We start from the raw sequence: 26,168 nt of genomic DNA, 5'->3' as shown, positions 1-26,168 counted from the left end.
TAGTACCTTGCGCTTCCTTAGTGGTTAGTCGATGTGTACCCCCACAGTGGACTTTCACCACCTAGATAGTTGCCATGCCTGGCACACACAAAAAAGGGACCTTTTCAGATCCCTTTTTCGTCTATTATTTATTATTTCATTGAAATCCACACACTCTTCACTTCTGTATAGTTATCAAGAGCATATGATCCCATTTCACGGCCGATGCCGGACTGCTTATATCCGCCGAATGGAGAAGCTGCATCAAACGCATTGTAGCAGTTTACCCAAACTGTTCCGGCACGCAGCTTATTGGCTACATAGTGGGCATTTGCAACATCGCGAGTCCAAACGCCAGCTGCCAATCCATACTCACTATTATTTGCACGATTTATTAATTCATCTAAATCGTCATATGGCATTGCAGAGATAACCGGTCCAAAGATTTCTTCCTTAGCAATTGTCATTTCATCGCGAACATCTGCAAAGATGGTAGGGGAGACGAAGTAACCTTGCTCTTGTGGCTTGTCACCGCCCGCTACAAGCTGTGCACCTTCGCTTAGGCCCTTTTCAATATAGCCAAGGACACGATTTTGCTGCTCTGCAGAAACGAGCGGCCCAATTTCTGTGTCAGCATGAATTCCGGCACCCTGTTTAATTTTTTTCGCATGTGAAGCCATGTCAGCTACAACATTATCAAACTGCTTTTTCTGAATGAACACGCGCGAACCTGCACAGCAAACCTGTCCCTGGTTGAACATAACACCGTTAAGCGCACCCGGGATAGCTTTAGTTAAATCAGCATCAGGCAGGATGATGTTCGGTGACTTGCCGCCAAGCTCAAGCGTAACGCGCTTTAATGTCTTGGAAGCATTGGACATGATCAGCTTTCCAACTTCAGTAGATCCTGTGAAAGCAATCTTATCTACTAAAGGATGGTCTACAAGCGGTTGGCCAGCTGTTTCACCAAAGCCAGGAACGATATTTACAACCCCTGGAGGGAAGCCGGCTTCTTCCATTAATTCTGCAAGGTATAATGCAGATAAAGGTGTCTGCTCTGCTGGTTTTAGAACAACTGTACATCCAGTTGCAAGGGCAGCTCCAAGTTTCCACATCGCCATAAGAAGAGGGAAGTTCCAAGGAATAATTTGCCCCACTACACCAACTGCTTCATGGCGAGTATAGTTGAAGAAAGGTCCGTTAACAGGAATTGTTTGCCCGACAATTTTCGTAGACCATCCTGCATAATAGCGCATATGCTCGATTGCAAGAGGTATATCAGCATTAGTCGTTTCTCGAATAGGCTTACCGTTATCCAAAGTTTCAAGCTGCGCCAATTCTTCACTGTTTTCTTCCATTAAATCTGCAAGCTTATACATAAGGCGGCTGCGCTTAGAAGCGCTCATTTTTGACCATTTACCTTCATCAAAAGCTTTGCGTGCAGCCTTAACAGCCAAATCTATATCTTCTGCACCGGCTTCATAAACAGCAGCAAGTACTTCACCTGTAGCCGGATTATACGTATCGAATGTTTTTTGTGATTTACTTTCTACAAATTCACCATTGATATATAACTTTTTCTTTCCGCTTAAAAACTTTTCTACCTTTTCTTTTAAACCTACAGTTAGTTGACTCATATAATTCCTCCTTAAAAATAGTAGTCTATGTATTTCTTGGTGTTAAAACATTTAGAAGAACTCTAATGGTAACGTTTACATAGGTATGTTAACACTATTAAAACTATAAAATCAACTCTGAATTAAAATAATTTTCTGATAATATTCGACATTTTTTGAAAGTTCCATGAATATCAAAAATAATTTGACAAATATTAAAGGACTGAATATGATAATAAGGAAAAGAAATTGGTGCCATTTGGCAGAGGAGAATGTTATATGTTAGGTGTCGTTCTTAACTAATCCGTTAATTTTATACGGTCATTCCAAGGTAATACAAGCAAATAATTGTTTGGCTTATGGTTTATTTAAGCATGCCTTCAGAATGAAAGTTAAGAACAATATCACTGCATAGAGTGGCAATATATTTTGGCATTGCAGCTGTGTTCTTTTACACGGCTTTTTATTTTGTCTAAATATATATGTTCCATTAACAGGGAATTCTCTGTCCAACAGACCGTGATGAACATTGTTCATTGCGGTCTTTTTTTGTATAGCCAATTTATTACCTGGATTTAAGGAGGAAAAAAACATTGAACACAAATACTTTTACCCTATTGGATTATGACATCATAAAAGAGAGGGTTTCACAATTTGCTTTATCAGAAGCGGGAAAAAAGAAATTGTTTGGGATGGTTCCGTCAGAAAACCTCAAACAAATTAAGTCCTGGCTGGATGAAACTGAAGAAGCGGTTAAAATACTGGAGAAGAGTGCTAGTATTCCCGTTCATGGACTGGAAGGAATTGAATCAGTATTGAACAACTTTAACAAAGGAATTGCTCTAAGGCCAGAACAGCTTATGAAGCTTTACGATTTTTTGGATTGCTGCAGAAAAATTCGCAGGTTTATGAAAGACAAAGAAGTCCTGGCCCCGCGAGTAGCTTCTTATATCCACTCGATTGAAGAATTGCCTGCTTTAGCTGAGGAAATTATCCGGTGCATCAGAAACGGTAGAGTGGATGACTATGCAAGTAAGGCGCTTCTAAAAGTAAGAAAGCAAATATCGATTCAGGAAGAAAGGCTTAAGGAAAAGCTCCAGCAGCTTATTAAGTCCAGCAAGTATAAAAATTATCTTCAGGAGATGGTCATTAGTCAGCGCGGCGGCAGATACGTGATTCCGGTAAAAAAAGAATATAAAAATAAAATTAAAGGACATGTTCTGGATACATCAGCTTCTGGCTCCACTTATTTTATTGAGCCGGTGGAAATTGGGGACTTTCAAGAACAATTGAACTGGCTGATAGCTGAAGAAGAAGCTGAGGTCCAGCAAGTCCTCCTTTTCTTAACCGGCCTGGTGGAGGCTAATGAAAAAGAGATTAAAATAGCAGTTGAGACTATGATCCATTATGATGTATTATTCGCGAAAGCTAAGTATGCAAGATCCATTGAAGCACAAAAACCAGATTTAAATGAATCTCATCATATAAAACTCATTTGCGCTAAACATCCTTTACTGGGGAGAGGTTCAGTGCCGCTAACATTAGAATTAGGCAGCAACGGCCAACATGCACTTGTTATCACAGGCCCTAACACCGGCGGAAAAACGGTAACAATTAAAACGGTTGGGTTGCTTACTTTAATGGCTCAATCAGGAATGCTGCTGCCTGTTCAGAAGGGCTCCTCAATTGCCATATTCCAGCAAGTTCTTTTAGACATAGGGGATGGCCAAAGCATTGAAGATAACTTAAGTACTTTTAGTTCAAGGATTAAGAATATAATTGAAATTTTACAAGAAACTAATGACCGGACACTTGTATTGCTTGATGAACTTGGCTCTGGAACAGATCCGGCTGAGGGAATGGGCCTTGCCACAGCGATAATGGAACAAATGTACAAAAAAGGGCCAACAATAATTGCTACCACACATTATAATGAAATTAAAGGATTTGCCGAAGAACATGAAGGTTTTTTAAATGGAGCAATGGAATTCGATTTGGATACCTTACAGCCTACTTATAAACTTATTATAGGAAAAGGAGGAGAAAGCCAGGCTTTTGCTATCGCACTAAAACTAGGGATGCATCCCAAAATCATAGAAAGAGCTCATCAAATCACTTATAAAGAAGAAAGGACCTATCTCCCTTATAGTAATGAACACAAATCAAAGATTGAATTAGAAAAGCAAATAATTGTTAACCGGCACATAAAAAGATCGCAAGAAGAAAAGAAGCAGGATCAGGCCATTCAAGTTTTGAAGCAAGGAGATAACGTCCTGGTAAGCCCACAGAATGAGATTGGCATTATTCACAAAGGGCCGGATGCGAGAGGGAACTTTTCAGTGCAAATAAAAGGTGAAAAAGTGATTATTAATCATAAAAGATTAAAACTTTATATATCCGCGAATGAATTATATCCAGAAGATTATGATTTTGACATTATCTTTGAAACGAAAGAAAACAGAAAAAAGAGTAAGCTTATAAACCGGAAACATGTTGAAGGACTAATCATAGAAAGCGAGGAGCAAAATTAGCTTCTATATTGCCTTTAATACTCTACAAAAAAAGCATACCGGAAAAAAACCGGTATGCTTTTCATTAATTAAAGTAACATTCCTGCAATAGCAGCACTTAAGAGAGACGCCAAAGCACCAGCAATTACAGAGCGAACTCCAAGCTTCGCAATATCGCTTCTGCGATCAGGAGCCAGGTTTCCGAGGCCGCCGAGAAGAATGGCCATGGACGAAATGTTGGCAAAACCGCAAAGCGCAAAACTTACTACTGCAACAGTCTTAGGAGATAGGCTGCTGATTTCCGGAGCAAAAGAAGAATAGGCAACAAACTCATTCAAGACAAGCTTTTGGCCGATATACCCTCCAGCCTGTACAGCTTCTGCCCAAGGGACACCAACGGCAAATGCGATAGGGGCAAATACAAAGCCAAGAATAGTTTCAAGGGTAAGATTTTCAAATCCAAAGATTCCGCCTGCAAAACCGATAATTCCATTAATAAGAGCAACTAAAGCGATAAAGGCAAGAAGCATTGCCCCGATATTTAATGCAAGCTGCAATCCGGTACTCGCACCTCGCGCGGCTGCGTCCACCACGTTAACAGATTCCGTATCTTTTTCAATTGTAATTTCATCAGTGGTCTCTGATATTTCTGTTTCAGGTATCATGATTTTAGCCATTATTAGCCCGGCTGGAGCAGCCATAAAGCTGGCGGCAAGCAGGTATTCAAGCGGTACGCCTAGCAATGAATAACCAATTAGAACCGAACCCGCCACTGACGCTAAACCGCCAGTCATAACAGCAAACAGCTCAGATTTTGTCATCTTATTTAAGAAAGGGCGGACAATTAAAGGAGCTTCCGTTTGTCCAACAAAAATATTGGCTGCTGCAGACATTGACTCTGCTTTGCTCGTACCAAGAAGTTTGGATAGACATCCACCAATAACCTTAATAATAATTTGCATGATTCCTGTGTAATAAAGCACAGAAATAAGAGAAGAAAAGAAAATAACAGTAGTCAGTACCTGGAAAGCAAATACAAAGCCTACACCTGAACCTTCCTGAAATAATCCTCCGAATAAGAAGTTAATGCCTTCATTTGCATAACTGACAATATTGTTTACACCTAAAGTCAGCTTTTCTAAAGCTTTTTTACCCAAATCCCATTTAAGAACTGCAAATGCGAAACCAAACTGGATGGCCAGCCCGCCAAGAATCGTTCTTAAATTGATTGCCTTTCGGTTTGATGAGAGAAGAAGGGCAATTCCCAGTACAGTGGCAATCCCCAATAAACCCCAGATAAAACTCATGTTGGACACCTCTTTTGTTGTATTTAGACTCATGAAAACGTTTTTATGAAACGTCAAAATTTAGACCTCTTAATAAAGAGGCAGGTGAGTAGACGTCAGACATCTAACTTGTTTACATGTCCATTTTAACATGAATCCGTTTACAGTAAAGAGTTTTTTTATCCCAAATTAAATTTGTTTTTTAGTCTTCAAATTTTTGTCACATTAACTGTGCTCAAAATCTCAATGAGACTTTATCTATGAAGAGTTTAGTATTTATGCTGTCTATTTATTTTTTAGTCTGCTTGCCCTGATTGGTGTACTGTTAAATTTCTGGCTTCTTCACGAAGAAAAGGCTGAAAACACTGAAAGGGCCGCAGCCAATAATCTTTAAATTCCTATTCTGAATTGAGGAGCTCAATTCATCCGGTATTCTCTCGTATTAATTTTTCAATAAAAAATTATAGGCGCTTATATATGCCCATTCGGGACAAACCTCCTTATCATAAACTGTAACTAGATGTCAGGAGGTGTTATGATGGGCGCAGGTGCAGGTTACGGCGGCGGTTTTGCATTAATCGTTGTCCTCTTTATTCTTTTAATTATCGTTGGTGCGTCTTACTGGAGTTACTAGAAATTACTCCCGAAGAACAAAAGGTTAAAAATCGCATGAAAACAAATATGCGGGAAGAAAATCTGTCCAGGCTTTGGGCAGATTTTTCTTTTTCTGCACGGAGAATTGAAATGCTGCAGTATGGTAATCAGCATTATGTCCAAAATAAGGATAGTTCTTATTTTGAAAGGAGGGTTTCTTATATGGAAAAGAAGGACAACAAGGACAGTGAGGACATAGCAGGAAGATATTATGAAACAGAAGATTATAAACGCAACGATCAGCTTTCATCAGGTTTGGCAACTACACATGAACAAGTAAGCGACACATACATGGAAGGCCAGGCGGATGCAGTAATCGAAGATGTTGTCGGAGTGGATATCTCCATTCCCCGCAAGGGCTATGATGAATAAGAAAATAGGAAAAGAGGGTTCATAAATGGCGCCAAAAGAAGCACAAGATGATATGAGCCAATATAAAATGCCGAAAGCACTGCAGCAAAAAAGGACTTCTTCCTATCGGATAGGATATCAGGCTACAACAGGCAACCAGACACCTGGAGAACCTGAAGCCGGCAAAAGATCAGATGAACTAAATTAAAAATAAAAAGAGAAGCCGCTTCAGGCTTCTTTTTTTCATTTGGCCTTTGCAATGATTCCATTGTGGACCTTAATATAACCATGCCTTTTGATATTCAGGCCATTCTCATACATGTATAAACCCATTTGCTCAACTGTCATCAGTTCTCTGTAAGTATGATTCATCACATCGGACATGATTTCATAATAGATCTTTGACCTAAGCTGTGATCGTGGAGTTGTCATAACGATATAACCGGATGGCTTTAAAAACTTGCGATGCCATTCAATGACCTCAGGCTTTAATTCATCTGGAAAATGTTCAAGCAGGCCAACGCTGATAACAACATCAAATTCCTTACCAAATGGGAGGGAGCGAATATCTTGAACAATATATTCAATATTAAAATCCCGTTTATAATAAATCTGTTTTCCCCCTGTCCGGACATTTTCACCAAGAAATGGGTAAGAATCCGGGAACTCTGCAAAGCGGGTTGTTTTACAAAAGGGGTCATAATCAACCATGACAATTTCCCCGCCCGGATACATGGCAGAAAGCTGCATGGCTTCATATCCCTCGGCAGCACCCAAAAATAAGATCCGTGGAGCGTGCACATCCAGACCCTCAAATAAAGCTCTTTTTCCGCGTGGATCCCAAATGCCATCCTGAATACGATGTACATAGTTCCATAACCTTATTCTTAGGGCATCTCCAAGTGCCTGTTTGGCCTCCAAAGGTTTAAACTGTGAAAGGGAATGGAAGAACTCTTTTTTTGATTTGTCCATCTCGTCAGGCACATCTTTTATAAACCATTCATGGAATGATTTATTGAACATCATCCATGATGTGTGTGCAGGTAATGCATCACCATGCTCTTTTTCCCAATTTAACTTTTCTTCGGCATATGAAGTGACTGCATATGGCTTGCCTGCATCTTTCCATGTTAGCTGAGACCAATCATTTACTGTGTTTAATTTAACGAATTTATTAAATTGCTTTTCAGTGAATTCACGCAGATCAGATCGGTAGGATGGAAGAAGGTGTGTTCCTTCCAATGATATACTATTAATAGATTCAACTTCGAGCATATAAACCCTCCTGAATCGTTCTTATGCTCATTATTCTGTAAAAAAAGGGAAAATCCTTTTATAATTGAATTTTCAAGAAATTATTGCACTTTGATATTTGCTTTTTGAACAGCATTATACCCATATCCTTTTCTATTCCAAAAAGGCCTTAAAGGCTGTATATGGCCTTCCGTATCATGAGCCCGAACGAGAATGGTGTGTTCTCCCTTAACAGCCTGCCATTCAAACTTCCATTTTACCCATGCGTATTTCTCGCTTTTCTTCCATTTAAGAGTTGCTTTTCTCCAGGTAATGCCATAATCAAAACTAATTTCGACTTTTTTTATAGTTCCTGTACCGGACCAGGCGATCCCCTTAATCATTTGTGGTCCTTCCTCAATTATAGAATAATTCATTGGCTGCTGGATTGTACTGTTGACATTAATCGTAGTCACAGGCCTTTTATCCTTGTCGCTGTCTTTATATGGATAATAAACATAGTCTTTTTTTTGAAAGGGGCCATTAAATTCATGCTTGATAATAAAAATATTCTGCAGCCATTTAACCGAAGCCATCGCATACCATTGTGGAACAATTAGCCGAAAAGGAAACCCATGCTTATAAGGTATTGGCTTTCCGTTATATTCATAGGCAACAATGGTATCTTCGTGAAGTGCTTTCTCAATAGGAAGGCTTCTGCCATAGTAAAAAGTTGCTTCCAAGTCTTTTCGTCTGCCAAAATCCATGCCCACAAACACAGCTTCTTTACTTCCATCCAAAAGACCCGCCCGATTTAAAAGTTCACTTAGGGGGACACCTTTCCATTTCGCCTGGCTGACAGCTCCTTCCTCCCATTGCTCTCCATAAACCTTTGGCTTAAATTTTGCCCGATTATTGCCGGCGCATTCCAGTGGTAAAATGATTGTTTTGGATGGAAGGTGATGAAGTTCATTTATTGGTATTCTTACAGGATTTTTCACATTTCCTTCGATGGTCAAAAAGAACGGCTGCAGGTTTAATTGTGGATAGGCAAAGTGGTTTCGTATATAGAAATAGTCTTTGGGGGTTTTCCATTGATCTAGAAAATGAATGGGAGACTCCTGGTTTTCCGGATCAAGGCTTAGTGTCTTTAAATAGGGAATCACAAAATCGTTTTTCATTTTCCCATCACCTCTATTCATAAATATAATGGGAAGGCCAAAGTTAGAACCCCTGATAAATATGGGTTTACCATCATTTATAACCCCAAAAAGAACAAGCAGGAGGCTTGTTCTTAAATATTTCTTCAAACTTTTCTTTTCTCTCCATTTAAAAAACAACTTTCAAAAATGAAAAGGAGGGAGTGAATCTAATCGCTGAAGTTATATTCATAGCAGCAAGCATTCCAAAGATCTCAGGGAGAGGTGATTAATCCCATCTGCTGATTGCGTGCTCCCAAAACAGTGATTGCAAACAAAGGGATCCATTAACAGCTGTTGTAGATACTGTTGAAACCCAGCTATTATATATACTTAACTTTTTGTTTCCAATTAACTTCAATTAATCATCTTCTTTTTTCATAAGATCTAAAAGTATTTTTACGATCACACTTCTCCTAATGCAATAGAAGCACCGAAAAACAGGAAAAAGCAATTACCTTCTCAATAAAGAACGGACAGAGCACAAACATGATTGGGAAGAAGACGTCTTTAACCCGTTTTAAGTTTACAAAAGTTAATTTGAGGAATAATCGTTAGTAAAACATGAAGAAAGGCGGAACCAGTAATGAAGGAAGAACTTAAGATAACAGGCCATAGACCCTTTCCAATGCCAAATTCACCATGGGTGATGGAACAAATATGGAATGATATCCTATTTTTACATTGGCCTGTGCCAGCAGAAGTGATGGAAAAACATATTCCTTCTCAGCTTAAATTAGACACGTATAACGGAACGGCCTGGATCGGAATTGTGCCTTTTTGGATCAGCAAAATGCGGGTCCGCGGTTTGCCGCCAATGCCTTTTATGAATTCAATGATTGAACTGAATGTAAGAACTTATGTAGAATACGAGGGAAGGAAAGGGGTTTATTTTTTCAGTCTGGATGCAAACAACCCTTTAGCCGTAACTGGAGCTAGAATGCTGTATTTTCTTCCTTATATGAATGCGGAAATGAATGTTGCACATTCAGAAGAAAAGGTAATTTATGAAAGCAGGCGAAAAAGCGGCAATTCGGATAAAGATCATTTTTTTGCCTCATATAAAGCTTCATCCGACCCCTATAATTCGGAACCAGGCACACTTGATGCATGGCTGACTGAACGTTATTGCCTTTGGGTAACAAAAGGGAACTGGGTGTTTCGGGGCGATATCCACCACACGAAATGGCAGCTCCATAAGGCAACTTGTCATATTGAGGACAATTCGATGGCAACCTTTTTGCCCAGGGAATACTTTCAAGGAAAACCCATTTTACATTACTCTCCGAAAAAACATGCTTTTTTTTGGCCATTAAAACGGGTTACTTAAGTTAAAGATTAAGTAACCCGTTTTTAGATTATTTATTTTTGTTAATTAAATTTTCCGCGAGCAACCTCTTTACTTCATTATAAGACAGCCCCGATTGGTTATTTAGCCTTTTTACTTCTTCAATATCTGTCCCGGCAATAGTGAGATTCTTCTTTTGATTTGCTTTATTCACATTCTTTCCTCCTATGGTTGTAATTGTAATTTAACCCTTTAATGAAAGTTTTTCTATAAATAATGACTTTATTGTCCATACTAAGAAAAAAAGGGGGCGTTTCCTATTTTTTTCAATAAAAAAAACCAAGACGACAAGCCGGAAGTGGTACTTATGGACACAGAGGTATACTCATGCAATAGCTGCAATGGATGGATGAGAAAAGATTTTGCCTCTTCGGATTTAAAATGTCCATTATGCGGTGATGAAACAACAGTTGAGATGAGGGAATTGCCGCAAATTCAATAATTCTTTAACCGAAAGCTCTCTTAAACAGGTCTGCTGAGATCCGCAGGCCGTCAGGAGCCTTCTCGGCGTTCAACGCCTCCGTGTCTTCCTTGGGTACGATTTTACCGCAGGGTATTGAATAAGCATCCGAGAATAAACATCGCACCAAGAAAATGCGATAGCATTTTTGAAGAGCTCGCGCCTTCCGTTCCAATCAACAGAGTGCAAACCATCAACCATAGTAATATAGGCTAACTGGAAAAAGACTGTTGTCATAATGATAACAGTCTTTCTTATTGGTTCTAAAAGTCGCCGTACAATTCTTGAAAGGCTCTCTCTGCATCTTTTTCAGACGTAAACAAAGCATCATCCTCTTCGATTAAGTGGAATGATTCATTAAGAAATAGGGCTATTGCGTTAGGATCTTTGGGATGAGGCACAATTTCGGCAGGACGCACGTTTGCTACGCTTGGAGTGTGAGGGTTATGATAAATGACAAAAACCTCATCTCCTGCTTTTACATTCTTTGGTTCGATTGTTTCCATTCAAATTCACTCCTACGGTTTAGACTGACTATAAATTACAGGTTTTCGTTTTGCTGTCCAATTTCCTTGGCACCAATAATAGCATTTGCCGTTTCCTGCTGTTCATGTCCATCAACTGAATCCCCAACAGCATTTTTTAAATTAGGAAATCTTCCATCCGTATCTACTGTTACCATTTCCTCTTTTGGCGCATTTGTTAAATACTTTTCATCTTTTTTATTCATCATCAAAACTCCTTTTGGACTCTGATATTCAGGTGGGCTGTCTTTTAAGTTTTCTCTCAGCGCTAATGCAATATACAACCCATATTAATTCTTGATTTAATGGGTAAATTATTATTAAAAATTCTGGTATAAGTAGAGGTGCCAAAATAGTGGACAAAACTAGAGAACTGATTAAAGCAATTCAGGATGAAGCCTATTCATACAATGCATCATCTGATCTGGACCGAATTATTGATTCTATCGGTGAAGCAAAATTTGTTTTATTAGGTGAGGCTTCTCATGGGACATCTGAATTTTATACTGTCAGAACTGAGCTATCCAAAAAGCTGATCGAACAAAAAGGTTTTAATTGTATTGCAGTGGAAGGGGACTGGCCTTCATGTTTCAAAGTTAACCGGTTTGTTAAAGGTTATGAGCGAATGAGTTCCCATAAGGCCCTGCAAGATTTTAACCGATGGCCAACTTGGATGTGGGCAAACGAAGAAATCAGACACCTTATTGAGTGGCTTCATGACTTTAATCACCGTACTGATAGGAAAAGCCAAAAGGCCGGTTTTTATGGCATTGATGTATACAGCTTGTGGGAATCAATGGAGGAAATCATTAAATTGCTTGAAAAAAACGGATCAACTGCATTGGAGGCGGCGAAAAATGCATTTGCATGCTTTGAGCCATTCCACCGGACCCCAGAAAACTATGCCGTGTCTGCGGCTTTTTATGGTGAAGGCTGTGAAAAGGAAGTTGCCGAACTTCTTCATAAAATTAAAAACAAATGGGTGGGGGCAATGGATCAAGAGGAAACCTCCCTAAATCTTTCGATAAATAGTCTTGTTACGGCAAATGCAGAAAACTATTACCGCGCTATGGTAAAAAGCGGTCCGGATGATTGGAATATAAGAGACCACCATATGGTTAGCGCATTGGAGGAAATCTCCAAATATTACGGCCAAAACACTAAGATGATTGTCTGGGAACATAATACCCATATTGGCGATGCAAGAGCAACGGATATGCAAGAAGAAGGCCTTGTCAATGTAGGACAGATCCTCCGTGAAAAATACGGAGAAGACCAGGTTTTTGCACTTGGATTTGGAACACACTCCGGGACGGTTGTAGCAGCGGAAAAGTGGGGGGATGATATCCAAGTAATGGAAGTACCGCCAGCACAGCCGGGAAGCTGGGAGGATGCCCTCCAAAAAGCTGGCGACGGCAATAAAATATTGTTATTTACAGATAAAAACCGGGAGCTTTTTGGTGATTTCATCGGCCACCGGGCTATTGGAGTAGTATACAATCCGGAATATGAGCAGTATGGGAATTACGTCCCTACACAGATTTCCCGCCGGTACGATGGGTTTATTTATATCGAGAAGACGAGAGCGCTAAAGCCTATTTCATCACCAGCCGGTATCACATAATTAATTCAGTTTTCTTATATCCAGCCCTATGTGAAAACGTTCACAAAACAGACACCACTGAACATGATTGGCAGCGAATGAGGGTGGTATAATATTGATGTAAAGGAAATACAAAGACTCCTTAACATCTTAGGAGACTCAGCCATATAGTGTTCGTTTCCGGCTGTCAGTGAACGAAAGCTAAAAAATCCTTTACTGCTGAAATACAAACTAGGGAGGTAAATAACTTTAGTTAACAGGATGATTTTATAAATCAACAGGCAAGGCTAAGCATAAAAAAAGGATCCATACATTATCTCCAGCAGATTAAATGAGAAACTTCGGTCTAATGCTCCAAATGGAATAGGGCTTACACAGAAGCTGATCATTTAAACTAAAGGCCTTTCGAGGATGGAAGGCTGGGACTTTAATAGGTGTATCCCTGTAAGAGAATAGACTCTATCCAGGGAAGATGGTGACGATTTCTCTTATACATTGCCGGAGGATTTCCTTCTTGTACTGAAAAATCTGTTTTTCTAGAGTTAAATACGACTTGACCAAACCCTTTCTTCAAAGTATTTGTTTTCAGCAGAAAAATGAGTCTTACTAAAGTGTTTTTCCAAAACAAGATAGTTCAGTTAGCAAGAACTAAATAAACGGAACAAACACTCTATCAGCTGCCAGGTTATCAGTTCTCGAAAATATGTTTAAAATAGCTGATGTGCATGGTTGGGTCCCCTAAGATGTTAACCTAAAAATCGCTAAAAATCCCTCCGAATCGGAGAGATTTTTCTTTTATTCATAGCTGTTTTCCAATTTATCGACTAATGTACCTACATAGCTCACAGCTTTGCGGATTGCATCCGGCTTAGACATATCAATGCCTGCACTCTTTAATAGTTCAAGCGGTTTTTTTGTCCCGCCTGCTTTCAGAACCTCAAGCCAGCGATCTACTGCAGACTGGCCTTCTTCTTTAATGCTTTGTGCCACCGCTGTAGATGCCGTTAATCCTGCGGAATAAGTGTATGGATACAGTCCCATATAATAATGCGGCTGTCTCATCCAGGTTAAAGCTGCTTTTTCATCCAATTCAACCGAATCACCCCAGAATGCGCTAAGTGTTTCATATTTTTGATCTGATAGCGTTTTTGCAGTCAAAGACACACCTTGTTCTGCCAGGTTATAAACTCTGCGTTGATATTCACCTTCTAGAAGGTGAGTAACAAAATTGTGATAGTAGGTTCCAAGAAGCTGGAGGACTACCCAACGCTTCATTCTTTTATCGTCGGTTCCATCCATTAAATGCTGTCCCAAAAGCAATTCATTAAGCGTGGATGGCGCTTCTACAAAGTAGGTGGAAGGACGTGTATTCATGATGCGCTGATATTTATTCGCCAGATAGAAGTGACCCGCATGTCCAAGCTCGTGTGCGAGAACAAAAGCGCCGCGCATCGTATCCGTCCATGTAATCAAGATAAATGGGTGCGAACCATAGGGGCTTGAACAAAAGGCGCCTGTCGACTTCCCGACATTATCCGCAAGATCCACCCAGCGTTCAGTTAACCCTTTTTCCATTATTTCCGAATACTCCGGCCCCATCACCTTAAGAGCTTCCAAAATAACCTTCGATGCATCTTCATATGTAGTTGCAGGATTGAATTCGGAATCCAAAGGAGCCTTTAAATCACAAAATTGCATTTTATCCAGCCCTAAAATCTTTTTCTTCAGCCGTGCAAATCTGCGCATATGGGGAGCCAGCTCTTTTTGGATTATATCAAGCTGATTATGGTACATTTCCTCTGTTACATGCTGTGAATCCAACAGCATCTGTGTAACAGAGCTGTATTTTCTTAATTTGGATAAAGTGACTTGCTTTTTGACTTCAGCAGAATAAGCGGAAGCAAAGGTGTTTTTATAATTTTCCAGCGAATCAGTAAAGGAAGAATATGCATTTCTGCGAATGGTTATGTCAGGTGAAAACTCGTAGCGATCCTCATATAGGGCAAAAGAGTTTGGAAGTTCATTGCTTTCACTATCTTTAAAAGAAGAAAAGGGCATGTCAGCCAGTTTACCAGCCTGATAAACATTATATGGAGCTCCTAGAACTTCCCCTAATGCCGCAATGGCTTCCTCTGTTTCCGGAGACAGCCTATGCATCTTTGTATTTATCAAATCAGTAAGCTGGTTTTTATAAGCCACCAGTTCACTTTCTTCTTCTATGTATTTTTCAACCGTTCCATCCGGCAAGGCTAAAATCTCAGATTCAATAAAAGAAAGAGTAGATGCAGCTTTAGCTCTCAGGGAAGCAAGCTTTGATGAATTCGCTTGATTAACAGGGTTAGTGCCATCTTCCGATTGGCGCAGCATAGCGTATGTACCCGCTTGGACAAGGCGGACTGAAAGTTTCTCCTGAGCGGAAAGACAGTTAATAAAAACTTGCGGTCCTTCATGAAGCTTGCCTTTATACTGTTTAAAAATAGCAAGGTCCTCATCAATGCTCTGCATTTCTCTTTGCCAATCTTCCTCTGTGGCAAATAAATCCTTTACTTTCCAGGTAAGATCTTCAGGTACCTCAGAACGTTTTAATCTAGTAACAACTGTTTGACCCATATGACAACCCCTCCTATTTCGACTCTCTAAATAATGAGATTATCAGACAATTATACATGAAGAATTTATAATTTTATATATTTTTCTAACATTTTATAAATGCACAATATCTTTCTGTATTACCACAGATTAAGGAACTTATTAAACATGGGGAAGATGTGAGTATGGGGACCAGGTTTTCATCCAATGAGGAATAGGTGAGCGGCCATGAAGCGACTCTTTTCAAATAGAGTGGAACTTGGGCGACATAGTCGATTTTGACGACGATTTTCTTCTCATAGAGAGGGATATGTGTTTCATAGAGCATTTTTTAGGACAATCCTTTTTCTGAAAAGAAAAATATGGCCCAAAAATGGCTAAAAAAACAGAGCATACCCACATACCATAGAAAAACGGAAGGACTCCAATCCTTCCGTTTTTTTCACTATTCCATTTTCTTTGAAAGGCAGCGGTCACATTCCATTAAATAAGATTCAGCCTGTTCCTTGACTGTTTGCCCGCACTCCGGGCATACCTTTTTAGGCAGGTTTCTGAAAAATTCAACTGGACTTTTAATCATGATTCTTCCTCCTTTTTATAATACAGTTTATTTTAATATCATCTGTTGTAGTACAGTATATACTATTTATTTTCAAATGTGTAGTCTTTTTCCTAAATTTTTTTAAAATTTTATCAACTTGTAAAAATGGCAAATGATTATGGTTTTTTCGATATAGGACAATGGGTATATAAAGGTGTCGAAATCAGATAGCAGTGAGGGGGGTACTGGTGGATATACAGCAGAGCCAGCAAAAAAACAGGAACCATATAGATAAATTGGATACGGAAACGATTCCCTGGCTAAGAAGGTACGCCCGTCTTGGCTATATGGCCAGAGGCTTTGTATATATGATCGTCGGGATATTAGCTATGATGGCTGCAGCAGGGGCAGGAGGGAGTAAAACAAATACTGGAGGAGCCATGCAGTCAGTTGCCACTGTGCCATTTGGTGAGGCACTCTTGTGGGGCTTAGCTTTCAGTTTATCTGGCTATGTTCTTTGGAGAATTATTTTAATTATTAACGATCCTGAAAAGAAAGGATTTGGAATAAAAGGCATCGCTGCGAAAATATCCTACCTTGTAAGCGGAATTATTTATGCCAGCCTATCCTACGAGGCATTCGCAATCGCCCTTCATGCAGCCAGCGGCAGCAGCAATGAGAAGTCCCTTTCAGCAAAACTTCTTCAGCTGCCTTTTGGACCCTGGCTTGCCGGCATTGCAGGCATAATGATTATCGGGTATGGATTTTATGAAATAAATAATGCATATAGTGGAAAGTATAAGGCAGAATTCCGAGAATGGAAGATGAATAAAAAAGAAATCGGGATTGCTGTCAAAGCAGGCAAAATAGGCCTTACAGCAAGAGCCATCGTTCTGTTTATTATTGGTTACTTTGTTATACTGACAGCCTTTACATCCGACCCGGATAATACAATCGGAATGGATGGAGCACTTGCCAAGATTTCAGCACAGCCATTCGGGCAGATTATGCTGGGAGTTGTAGCCTTTGGCCTTTTTCTGTATGGAGTATACCTGATTTTAAAAGGTCGATACAGAAAGATTATATTTAATTAGGGCAAAATAGGCACGGAGCGAATAATCTGAGTTAAACACTCTTTATTTAATTTTCCTTTTACCTCTTCCATGGCTGTAAGGTTTCCATTACAATCATATTTGAAACTGTTTAGGATAAGGAGGCTGATAACCAGTAATGACTGAAATTGTTGTATCTTTTAATCCTATATTAATATTTATAGCCGTTATTTTAACCATTATGGCTTCTTATACAGCATTGGATCTTTTTACTTTAATTAAATCCTCTGACAGAAATCAGAGATTTTTGTTTCTTGGCGGTACTTTTTCACTGGGTATCGGCACTTGGATCATGAATTTTATTGGAATGGTCGCAATCAATATCAACGCTTCAGGCAATTATAATATTCCGCTTACTGTATTATCCATCGTTTTTGGCATTTCATTTACAGGCATGGCCTTTAATACCGTGATCGACCGTCAGCCAAAAACAAGCTATCTTTTGACGGGAAGCTTCTTTTTAACAATGGCTGTTCTTTCCATCCATGTTACTGGGATGTATGCCATGGGTATGAATGTCCAATTCGATCCTGTTGTTTTTTTCATTTCAACCATGCTGATATGGGTCTCATTTTCCTTTTCACTTTGGATGCTTTTTTACTCAAAAAATCTAGCGTATTCCAAGCATGTCTGGTTAAAGCCATTAAGTGCACTTATCATTACTGGAGCAATCGTTGAAGGATATTTTCTTCTTATACGCTCGTCTTCTTTTTATTCAAAAGGCGGAATAGACAGAGAAGGAGCGGCGCCTGAAACCTTTCTTATATACCTTGTTTTTTTTGCAACGCTTCTTATCCTGAGTGGCCTTATTGCTTCCAGTACATTAATCAGCAAGCGTTTGGAGGCGAGCGACACTCATTTAAAAGACATTCAGGCTGCACTAGATGAATCATCTATTGTAGCCATTACAGATCCTAAAGGAATCATCACTTATGTAAATGAAAAATTTGTTAAAATCTCTAAATACGAAGAAAAAGAGCTGTTAGGAAAGAATCACAATATCTTAAATTCCGGGTACCATCCACCCGAATTTTTTCGTGAACTTTGGAAAACAATTGGCTCAGGGGAAATATGGCAGGGTGAAATTCGGAATAAAGCAAAGGATGGAAGCTACTACTGGGTGGAGACTACAATTGTTCCGTTTCTTAATAAAAAAAATAGACCTTATCAATATGTATCCATCCGGAATGAAATTTCCGCTTTAAAATCTGCTGAAGCAAATCTCAAAGACTTATTAAAGGAAGTCAATGATATAAAGTTTGCACTTGATCAATCATCCATTATTGCCTTTACAGATGAAAAAGGCCTCATTACAAATGTAAATGACAAGTTATGCGAGATCTCCAAATATAGCAGAGAAGAATTGATCGGCCAAAATCACTCTATCTTAAATTCCGGATTTCATTCCAGGGAATTTTTCAAGGACCTTTGGAAAACAATCGGACAGGGTGATGTGTGGAAAGGCGAAATTCGGAATAAAGCAAAAGACGGCACTTATTACTGGGTTCATACTACAATCGTTCCGTTTTTAAATGAAAAGGGAAGGCCTTATCAATACCTTGCAATCCGAAATGATATTACGGAACGCAAGAAAACCGAGGAAGTGCTGCACCGCCAGGATAAGCTTGCCGCAGTTGGACAGCTGGCAGCCGGAGTTGCACACGAAATACGCAATCCTTTGACATCCATGAAAGGATATACAGAATTCCTTCAGCTGGATGAAACGAATGAAGAGCGTCAAGAGTTCTTAAATATCATCCTGGATGAAATTGAACGAGTGAATAATATCGTTGAAGACTTTATGGTTTTGGCCAAGCCGAAGGCCGGGGAGCTGGAAGAAAAGAATATCATCCCTGTTATTAAAAATGTTCTTTCATTAGTAGAATTTGAGGCACGTAAAAGAAATGTGAAAATTCATTTTGAATATGAAAAGGACATCATTCAAATCGAATGTGATGAAAATCGTCTGAAACAGGTATTCCTGAATTTTGTAAAGAATGGAATTGAAGCAATGCCGGACGGAGGAGATATTACAGTCCGTGCAAGCATTATAAACAGCCAAGTTCAAATAGCCATTCAAGATACAGGAGTAGGGATTCCTGAGGAGAAGCTGAAAAATATTGGTGAACCTTTTTATACAACAAAGAAAAATGGAAATGGCCTCGGGCTAATGGTTAGCTTTAAAATCATTGAAAGCCACAATGGCAAGGTTTACGTTGAAAGTGAATTAAATAAAGGAACTACATTTAATATTCTATTGCCTGCAAAATCTGCGTAGCCAATCCACTGGGGCTGGCTTTTTTTTGATTAAAATTCACTAAAAATTCTTAATTATTTGGTCTATTTACTTGTGTCAGCATTTAGAATAAAAATAGAAGGTCTTTCCGCGGAATCCTGAGCGGCCGATCCAAATCGAGTGGCTGCGAATTATGAATGTATGGTTATTTGGCAAAATCGATAAGGGGGGTAATAATATGGAGATAGCGAAGCCCGTTAAAACCGTATGCGGATATTGCGGTACCGGGTGCGGACTATTGGTTGAAGTAATGGATAATCAGATTACTAAAATCCGGGGAGATAAAGACGCACCCGTAAACAAAGGACAAACTTGTGTAAAAGGCGCTTTTGCCTATAAGTACGTCCATTCAAAAGACCGTTTAACATCTCCGTTAATCCGCAGGGCAGGCCAACTTGTCAAATCAACATGGGAGGAAGCATTAACTGTAATCGCAAAAAAGCTCACTAAGATAAAATCCGACTGGGGACCTGACGCCATTTCCATGTTTGCATGCGCCCGTTCCACAAACGAGTCCAACTATATTACCCAAAAATTCATGAGAGCAGTTATTGGCAGCAACAATATCGATGGCTGCAACCGAACCTGACACGCTCCATCCGTCGCCGGTCTGGCGACTGTTTTTGGAAGCGGTTTCCCTACAAACACGTTAGACGATTTCGATCATGCAGAGGTTCTTCTGCTTATGGGCTCCAATACTACTGAAGCCCATCCTATCATTGCCAACCGCATGAAAAAGGCTGTAAAAAACGGGCTTAAAATCATTGTGGCTGATCCAAGAAAAATTGATATGGTGAAATTTGCTCACCGTCATTTGCAAATAAATGTCGGATCGGATATAGCGCTCATCAATTCACTAATAAATACCATCATTATAGAAGGGCTATATGACGATGAATTTATTAAAGCCAATACCATCGATTTCGATTTATTGAAACGGCAGGTTAGCCAATATACGCCGGAGAAAGCTGCTGTAATTACCGGTTTGACACCGGAAGATATAATTGAAACAGCGAGGGAATATGCAAGTGCCAGCAATAGCATGATTGCATATACATTAGGAATAACTGAGCATCATTGTGGAGTAAACAATGTTTTTGATATCGCCAATTTAGCTCTTTTAACCGGCCATATCGGCAAGAGAGGCAATGGTATCATGCCGCTAAGAGGACAAAATAATGTTCAGGGTGCAGGAGATATGGGATGCCTTCCTAATTTGCTTCCAGGGTCTAGAAGCCTTACTGATGAACCCTACCGGAGGAGATTTGAGAAAGAATGGGGAGTTTCACTAAATCCCCATGTAGGAAGCACGCAGACACGTACATTTGAAAAGATGGAAAACGGTGAAATAAAGGGTCTCTATATTATAGGAGAAAACCCTTTACTGGCGGATGTAAATTTAACCCACACCCGTACTTTATTCAATCAACTGGACTTGTTAGTAGTCCAGGATATCTTTCTTACTGAGACGGCGAAGCTTGCTGATGTTGTACTTCCTGCAAGATCCTGGGGAGAATCGGATGGTACCTATACGAATACAGACAGAAGAATTCAAAGAGCGAGGATAGCAGTTGAATCACACCCTCAAGTGAAGGAAGACTGGGAAATCCTTTGTAAACTTTCCGCGAAAATGGGTTATCGAATGTTTTATCAAAATAGTGAGGAGATTTGGGATGAGGTGAGAAGGCTCGCTAAAGAAATGTACGGGGGCATTTCATACAGCAGGCTGGAGAATGAGTATGCCATCCATTATCCCTGCCCAGATGAAAACCACCCAGGCACACTTGTATTGCATCAGCATCTCCACGACCAAAACAGGGCTTATTCAAGAAAATCGCCTTTTGTTCCGGTAGGCTATACACCGCCAATTGAATTGCCGGATAATGACTACCCTTTTACATTAACAACAGGCAGAAGGTATGAGTCCTATAATACTCATACCCAAACCCGCTTTTATGCTGAAGGGGTAAAAATAAAACAGCCTGAAGAAACGTTGGATATGCACCCGGAAGATGCATCAGCACTTTGTATTGTCAATGGAGATACAGTAAAGGTATATTCAAGAAGAGGATCACTTGAGGTTAAAGTGAAAGTAACGGAACAAGTTGTTCCAGGACTTGTTTTCATGAGCTTTCACTGGCACGAGGTTCCAACCAATGTCCTTACAATTAATGAATACGATCCAATTTCCGGTACCGCCGAGTTTAAAGCTTGCGCAGTAAATATAATTCCTGTAGATAAACAAAAGAACTAACTTATAAATTGCATTTTACAATGGGCTATTTTGAAAATAGCTCTTTTCTTTTGGGAAAATTCAATTCCAATTTTAACCTTGACTGTCAACCCGCTCCTATTTAATTAAAATCTGCTTTAAATTCAATGTGTTGCACTTTTTCATAAAGAAATCCTGTTAAAACAGGATCTAAACAATAATAAGAGGAAATATAAAAAATTCACTTTTTAAATAGTCTGATATTTTGATACATTCCTGTTATGTTCTTGTTATATCCGTAACGTGTTTATTATCTCTTTGTTCTTTTATAGAAAAAAATCCATGTTATTATTAATCTCGTTAGCTCAAGACAAGCTATACAGGAGGTTTTAACAACATGAAAAAGTCTATACTATCTTTTGTAGCCGCTGCAGCAATTACAGGAACAGCAGGCGCAAATGTACAAGCGGAAGAAGTCCTAGTTAAAAAGGGAGATACTTTATGGGGTTTTTCCCAGCAATATAATACACCAGTTGACATGATTAAAGAATGGAATGGTTTATCTTCTCATATCATCCATCCTGAAGACATACTTGAAGTATATCCGGAAAAGAAATACATAGTATCAAAAGGCGATACTTTATGGGATATTGCAAGAGAACATAATGTAACGGTAGACGCGATTAAAGAATGGAACAACATAAAGTCTGATCTCATTTTCCCGGACGAGGAATTTACTCTATATCCAAACGCAAAGGCCGTAAAAGCTGTTTCTGTTACACCAGCTAAAGCATCTGCTCCTAAAGTTTCAAATGATAAGGCAGACGAAAGCAAGCCTGCTAAGCCTGCTGCAGAGCAAAAACAGCCTGCAGAAAAACCGGTACCGGCACAGCCAGTTGAAAAAACAAAACCAGCTGCCGAGTCTGTTAAACCTGTTTCAGAATCCAAACCAGCTGCTGAAACAACTAAGCCTGTGGCGGAATCCAAACCAGCTGCTGAAACTGCAAAGCCTTCAGTCACTGAAAAACCGGCTGAAGCTGCAAAAGAAGAAACAGCTCAACAAGTACTTACTATGGAGGCTACAGCATATACGGCTAATTGTGAAGGCTGCTCAGGGATCACTGCTACAGGTATTAACCTGAAGGAAAATCCAAATCAAAAGGTAATCTCTGTTGACCCGAATGTTATTCCACTAGGAACAAAGGTCCATGTAGAAGGCTATGGGGAAGCAATTGCAGGGGATACAGGCGGAGCCATCAAAGGAAATAAGATTGATATCTTTATACCTTCCAAAGAGGATGCCATTAACTTTGGAAGACAAACAGTGAAAGTTACAATTCTTGATTAATAGAATAAAAGAAAAGGAAGGCACCTCTTTAGGAGTCTTCCTTTTCTTTACTCACTTATTTTATTTTTCTTCCTGGTTAACCAAAAAACTGTGTACCGGTTTTGCCAGCTGTTTAAAGCTTTTTTCAAACCTTTCAGAAAGGTGGGAAGCCCGTTCATAAACAATTGATTTAAGATTATCCAATTGTCTTGTTATTTTTTGGGTGATTGCTTCCTGTTGGTCCAGCCGCTCCATTACCGTGTTATGGAACATCTCCTGAACATCCATCTTTTTGGATATTTCTTCTATGATTTCCTCCTGTGTATTAAACTGTGCTGAAGCTTCCTCTGATAAGGCTTCGAACTTATCAAATTTTCTGGAAAGCGCCTGAGTGGCCGCATCCTGACAGGACACCTGTTCAAGGATTTTCTGATGGACAGGCCCTTCTTTCTCTAGTGCTTCCATGATTGATTTATTTATTTCTTCCAATGCAGTCAATCTCTCAAGCAGCAATTCATTTTCATTTTCACGATGACTTATAACATCAAAAAATCTTGCTATAAAGTCATCCTGCTTTTCAATTTTGGATACCAGTTTCTCAAAATGATGATTCTGCATGCCAGCAGCTCTCTTTACAAGCTTATTCATATCCGAAAAGGATACTTCCAGCTGGGTTTGCATATCTCCGTAGCTCTCTGTCAAACAGTTATTAATCTTTTGCTGCTCTTTTATTATCTCCTGCAGGTAATTAAGGCGGTAAGTATGCTGATTTGAAGCTTTCTCCGATTGATCTAGGAAAAGCTTCGGGTTCCCTTTTTGATTTACAGAAAAGGACATAGAAACACTCCTCATTTTTCGGATTTCTTTGCTATATGCTATGCCTATTAGCTTTAAATGAATGGGCACTCTCCCACGTAAGGGCTAAATAATCAGTTTAAATGGCTCTTTTGGGCATATAACCCTTTTTGCAAGGAAACGTTAATTAAAAGGAGGAGGGAAGTTATGCTGAAAAAGAATAAGCTAAAGAACGAGCCAACTATTGCACCTGGGATAGACGATTATGAAGAGCTGAACCAAAAGGCCTCGGAAGAAGAAGTTGAGAAGGGAGAATACACATCAGTTACTACTTTATCCCTTGATGAGGCAGACCCAAGCTGACCCTTGATGTTTTCAGGGGTCTTTTTTAATTTCTTTCAAGCGGCACTCTGTTGTGATTGTTGCGGAAGGCGTGAGATCCTCGAAAATGCATTTCCGAAAATGATTATACAAAGTCCAGAGGGAGAAGCGAGTCAAAAAGGGAGATCCCGCAGGCACCAGGCGCCAAGGAGGCCCTGCACCGCCCGCTGAAAGCGAACTTTTTGTAGGGAAATCTACAGCCAAGTTTAACAGCCTAAATAAAGTTATATAAAAAAAACAAAAAAGCTTCGGCATTCGAAATGAAATCGTTGCAAAAATTTGAAAAAATAGTTAAATTAGTAATTGTCCGGAATGCTAATTTGTCTGGCTACATAGGGAGTCCACTCATACTACCTCTAAAACAAAGGAGAGACCCAAAAAATAAATTATTATTCTTCCTTTCAGCAGTATTGCTGATGGTCCTTTTAGGTGCATGCTCTAACGAAGAAGCTTCTAAAGAGGAGAAAAGCAAGGAAGATGCAGCAGCTGCAGAAACAGCCAATGAGTCGAAAGAAGTGCGCTCAGCTCTTCTTAGCTACCAAGAGGAAATGACTAAAGTAATTAGTAACACAGAAGCAAGCATTACGGCAGAAGGTCAGGATGCAGCAGAAGTAGCAGCGGCATTTGAACAGGATGCAAAAGCAGTATCTTTTCCAGAAGTATTAAGTGACTGCGCATCGGATATTGATGCTTCGGTTGACAGCTTATCTCAATATTATGCTAAAAAGGCTGAGCTTTTAAAAGGCGGTTCTGAATAAATGAAGGAAGCAGAGCCATTCAAAGAAGAATACATTAATACAATGACGAAGGTTTTCGAAGATGTCAGGCTCTCTGCTCCAGTCTTCAACTGCGTTTTCCAATAAAATAAAAAAGGATGGTTTCCGGGTTCCTTCGGGCCATCCTTTTTATAGTTCAAACCAATAAATAGAAGCCAGGGAAAGCCTCTTACCTTTTTTCCGAGAGGAGTACTTTTACTCTTCTGCTTCTAAGGAATATCATGGCCCATCGAGCTCTGCAGAATTTCGAACCATTGATCTCTGTTTAGATAGTGCTTCAATGCCTCAACCGCTCGTTCAATTCGTTCTTTTTTACCTGATCCAACAATTGGCATAATCCGAGCGGGATGATTTAAAAGCCAGGCATAAAGAACTTCATCAATGTCACTGGCACCGATTTCTTCAGCAATCTTAGTAATCGTATTTTTTAAACGTTCCGATTTTTCATTATCTCCACTGAAGATTTTTCCTCCGGCTAAAGGCGACCAAGCCATAGGGGGAATTCTTTTTTCCTGGCAAAGGTTTAATGTTCCATCCGCAAAGTTCTCAAGATGATAAGCGGATAGCTCAATTTGATTCGTAATCAATTCGAAGTCCAAATAAGATTGCAGCATCGTAAATTGATGGCTTTTAAAATTAGAGACTCCAAAATGCTTCACCTTGCCGGAAGTCTTTAACTGTGTAAAAGCCTCTGCAACTTCCGCAGGATCCATAAATGGGTCAGGGCGATGAATCAGCAAGGTATCTATGTATTCCGTTTGCAGATGCCTCAACGACATTTCTGCAGAGGAGATGATATGTTTTTTACTTGTATTGTAGTGGTGCGATTTATTATCAGGCCGGTTCGGCGATTCAAGTACAATACCGCATTTAGTAACAATCTCCATCCTGTCACGAAGCTCCGGTTTTTGCTGAAGAGCCTTTCCAAAGAGAGCCTCACACGTATAGCTGCCATAAATATCCGCATGGTCGAATGTCGTAATTCCCAGCTCAAGGCAATGTTCAATTAAGCCGATAACTTCCTTATCAGAATAATTCCAATCGGCTAATCTCCATAACCCATGAATAATCCGTGAAAATGACAAATCCTCTGCCATTTGTACTCTTTCCAAACTGTTCAGCTCCTTGATTGTTTTTTGCACTGTTATTATCTCTGAAATTGTGCATAAAACCAAATTATTCGTCTTTTTATACAGTTTAATTTATTTTATTATTTAAAATTGAATGAATTTGCGATAAGAAAATGTGTATAAATTTTTCTCTGCACATAGCGCGAAGAAACGATAACTGCATTTTCCATTATAGATAACGAATACAATTAGTACAGTTAATACCTAAATTTTATTGGAAAGAATATACCCTTATATTTTTGGCGT

Annotated in this window: 24 protein-coding genes; 13 read left to right on the top strand and 11 right to left on the bottom strand. The window is 39.5% G+C overall.

The annotated features are described in order from the left end of the window. Positions 1 to 131: 131 nt before the first annotated feature. Positions 132 to 1,616: an aldehyde dehydrogenase family protein gene (locus tag DFO73_RS20755; RefSeq protein ID WP_110066597.1), complete on the bottom strand. Its 1,485-nt coding sequence runs from the start codon at positions 1,614 to 1,616 to the stop codon at positions 132 to 134. Positions 1,617 to 2,188: 572 nt separating this feature from the next. On the opposite strand from DFO73_RS20755, the gene DFO73_RS20750 reads away from it, so the two are divergent. Beyond that, positions 2,189 to 4,126 carry an endonuclease MutS2 gene (locus tag DFO73_RS20750; protein WP_110066596.1) on the top strand — a complete coding sequence of 646 codons (1,938 nt, stop codon included), beginning with the start codon at positions 2,189 to 2,191 and terminating at the stop codon, positions 4,124 to 4,126. 68 nt (positions 4,127 to 4,194) lie between these two features. Here the strand turns inward: DFO73_RS20750 and DFO73_RS20745 are convergent, their stop codons facing one another. Next, entirely contained in the window at positions 4,195 to 5,412 is a 1,218-nt protein-coding gene (locus DFO73_RS20745) for a NupC/NupG family nucleoside CNT transporter (protein WP_110066595.1), read from the bottom strand. Positions 5,413 to 5,929: 517 nt separating this feature from the next. Between DFO73_RS20745 and DFO73_RS20740 the strand changes: the two genes are divergently transcribed. Genes DFO73_RS20740 through DFO73_RS28835 form a run of 3 tightly spaced genes read left to right on the top strand, consistent with a single transcriptional unit; the run spans position 5,930 to position 6,604 of the window. Then, positions 5,930 to 6,025 (top strand): YjcZ family sporulation protein, encoded by a 96-nt coding sequence (locus DFO73_RS20740; protein ID WP_110066594.1) that lies wholly within the window; start codon positions 5,930 to 5,932, stop codon positions 6,023 to 6,025. A 35-nt stretch (positions 6,026 to 6,060) separates the two neighbouring features. Beyond that, complete coding sequence (locus DFO73_RS29675) at positions 6,061 to 6,417, top strand: YozQ family protein (RefSeq protein ID WP_309043966.1); 357 nt, start codon at positions 6,061 to 6,063, stop codon at positions 6,415 to 6,417. 25 nt (positions 6,418 to 6,442) lie between these two features. Continuing rightward, complete coding sequence (locus DFO73_RS28835; protein ID WP_181396076.1) at positions 6,443 to 6,604, top strand: hypothetical protein; 162 nt, start codon at positions 6,443 to 6,445, stop codon at positions 6,602 to 6,604. A 35-nt stretch (positions 6,605 to 6,639) separates the two neighbouring features. Here the strand turns inward: DFO73_RS28835 and DFO73_RS20730 are convergent, their stop codons facing one another. Next, positions 6,640 to 7,671 carry a class I SAM-dependent methyltransferase gene (locus DFO73_RS20730; protein WP_110066593.1) on the bottom strand — a complete coding sequence of 344 codons (1,032 nt, stop codon included), beginning with the start codon at positions 7,669 to 7,671 and terminating at the stop codon, positions 6,640 to 6,642. Positions 7,672 to 7,751: 80 nt separating this feature from the next. Next, positions 7,752 to 8,810, bottom strand: coding sequence for a sulfite oxidase (locus tag DFO73_RS20725; protein WP_110066609.1), 1,059 nt, complete (start codon positions 8,808 to 8,810; stop codon positions 7,752 to 7,754). 604 nt (positions 8,811 to 9,414) lie between these two features. Between DFO73_RS20725 and DFO73_RS20720 the strand changes: the two genes are divergently transcribed. Then, a complete protein-coding gene (locus DFO73_RS20720; RefSeq protein ID WP_110066592.1) occupies positions 9,415 to 10,158 on the top strand; it encodes a YqjF family protein in 744 nt (247 codons plus the stop codon). A gap of 28 nt (positions 10,159 to 10,186) precedes the next feature. Here DFO73_RS20720 and DFO73_RS28830 read toward each other — a convergent pair whose 3' ends face one another. Beyond that, positions 10,187 to 10,330: a hypothetical protein gene (locus DFO73_RS28830; RefSeq protein ID WP_181396075.1), complete on the bottom strand. Its 144-nt coding sequence runs from the start codon at positions 10,328 to 10,330 to the stop codon at positions 10,187 to 10,189. 105 nt (positions 10,331 to 10,435) lie between these two features. On the opposite strand from DFO73_RS28830, the gene DFO73_RS20715 reads away from it, so the two are divergent. Further along, entirely contained in the window at positions 10,436 to 10,618 is a 183-nt protein-coding gene (locus tag DFO73_RS20715; protein WP_110066591.1) for a cold-inducible protein YdjO-related protein, read from the top strand. Between the two features lie 281 nt (positions 10,619 to 10,899). On the opposite strand, the gene DFO73_RS20710 is transcribed toward DFO73_RS20715, so the two are convergent. Next, a complete protein-coding gene (locus tag DFO73_RS20710; RefSeq protein WP_110066590.1) occupies positions 10,900 to 11,142 on the bottom strand; it encodes a transcriptional regulator SplA domain-containing protein in 243 nt (80 codons plus the stop codon). A gap of 35 nt (positions 11,143 to 11,177) precedes the next feature. Further along, positions 11,178 to 11,366: a hypothetical protein gene (locus DFO73_RS20705; RefSeq protein ID WP_110066589.1), complete on the bottom strand. Its 189-nt coding sequence runs from the start codon at positions 11,364 to 11,366 to the stop codon at positions 11,178 to 11,180. Positions 11,367 to 11,515: 149 nt separating this feature from the next. Here DFO73_RS20705 and DFO73_RS20700 point away from each other — a divergent pair, with 149 nt between their 5' ends. After that, positions 11,516 to 12,784: an erythromycin esterase family protein gene (locus DFO73_RS20700; RefSeq protein WP_110066588.1), complete on the top strand. Its 1,269-nt coding sequence runs from the start codon at positions 11,516 to 11,518 to the stop codon at positions 12,782 to 12,784. A gap of 774 nt (positions 12,785 to 13,558) precedes the next feature. Here DFO73_RS20700 and pepF read toward each other — a convergent pair. Together pepF and yhfH are read right to left on the bottom strand one after the other, a co-directional pair. Next, complete coding sequence (gene pepF / locus DFO73_RS20695) at positions 13,559 to 15,373, bottom strand: oligoendopeptidase F (RefSeq protein ID WP_110066587.1); 1,815 nt, start codon at positions 15,371 to 15,373, stop codon at positions 13,559 to 13,561. A 424-nt stretch (positions 15,374 to 15,797) separates the two neighbouring features. Beyond that, entirely contained in the window at positions 15,798 to 15,932 is a 135-nt protein-coding gene (gene yhfH / locus DFO73_RS20690) for a protein YhfH (protein ID WP_110066586.1), read from the bottom strand. Between the two features lie 209 nt (positions 15,933 to 16,141). Here yhfH and DFO73_RS20685 point away from each other — a divergent pair, with 209 nt between their 5' ends. The 4 genes from DFO73_RS20685 (at position 16,142) to DFO73_RS20670 (ending at position 22,861) form a co-directional block, all read left to right on the top strand. After that, positions 16,142 to 16,987, top strand: a complete 846-nt coding sequence (locus DFO73_RS20685; protein WP_258309656.1) for a DUF1206 domain-containing protein — start codon at positions 16,142 to 16,144, stop codon at positions 16,985 to 16,987. Between the two features lie 136 nt (positions 16,988 to 17,123). Further along, positions 17,124 to 19,283: a PAS domain S-box protein gene (locus tag DFO73_RS20680; protein WP_110066585.1), complete on the top strand. Its 2,160-nt coding sequence runs from the start codon at positions 17,124 to 17,126 to the stop codon at positions 19,281 to 19,283. Between the two features lie 151 nt (positions 19,284 to 19,434). Then, a complete protein-coding gene (gene fdhF, locus DFO73_RS20675) occupies positions 19,435 to 21,555 on the top strand; it encodes a formate dehydrogenase subunit alpha (RefSeq protein WP_309043958.1) in 2,121 nt (706 codons plus the stop codon). Between the two features lie 355 nt (positions 21,556 to 21,910). Next, positions 21,911 to 22,861 (top strand): 3D domain-containing protein, encoded by a 951-nt coding sequence (locus DFO73_RS20670; protein ID WP_110066583.1) that lies wholly within the window; start codon positions 21,911 to 21,913, stop codon positions 22,859 to 22,861. 60 nt (positions 22,862 to 22,921) lie between these two features. On the opposite strand, the gene DFO73_RS20665 is transcribed toward DFO73_RS20670, so the two are convergent. Beyond that, positions 22,922 to 23,677: a hypothetical protein gene (locus DFO73_RS20665; RefSeq protein WP_110066582.1), complete on the bottom strand. Its 756-nt coding sequence runs from the start codon at positions 23,675 to 23,677 to the stop codon at positions 22,922 to 22,924. A 165-nt stretch (positions 23,678 to 23,842) separates the two neighbouring features. Here DFO73_RS20665 and DFO73_RS28825 point away from each other — a divergent pair, with 165 nt between their 5' ends. Beyond that, complete coding sequence (locus DFO73_RS28825) at positions 23,843 to 23,998, top strand: hypothetical protein (protein ID WP_181396074.1); 156 nt, start codon at positions 23,843 to 23,845, stop codon at positions 23,996 to 23,998. Positions 23,999 to 24,432: 434 nt separating this feature from the next. Continuing rightward, a complete protein-coding gene (locus DFO73_RS20660) occupies positions 24,433 to 24,774 on the top strand; it encodes a hypothetical protein (RefSeq protein WP_258309654.1) in 342 nt (113 codons plus the stop codon). A 227-nt stretch (positions 24,775 to 25,001) separates the two neighbouring features. Here DFO73_RS20660 and DFO73_RS20655 read toward each other — a convergent pair whose 3' ends face one another. Continuing rightward, the gene (locus DFO73_RS20655; RefSeq protein ID WP_110066581.1) at positions 25,002 to 25,904 is read right to left on the bottom strand and encodes an aldo/keto reductase; all 903 of its coding nucleotides are present in this window, start codon (positions 25,902 to 25,904) and stop codon (positions 25,002 to 25,004) included. Positions 25,905 to 26,168 lie beyond the last annotated feature (264 nt).

The sequence above is a fragment of the Cytobacillus oceanisediminis genome (genome assembly GCF_003182355.1).
GTDB classification, from domain to species: Bacteria; Bacillota; Bacilli; order Bacillales; family Cytobacillaceae; genus Cytobacillus; species Cytobacillus oceanisediminis_A.
Note: the sequence above shows the minus strand (reverse complement) of the source record. Positions and strands in the feature narration are given on the sequence as shown.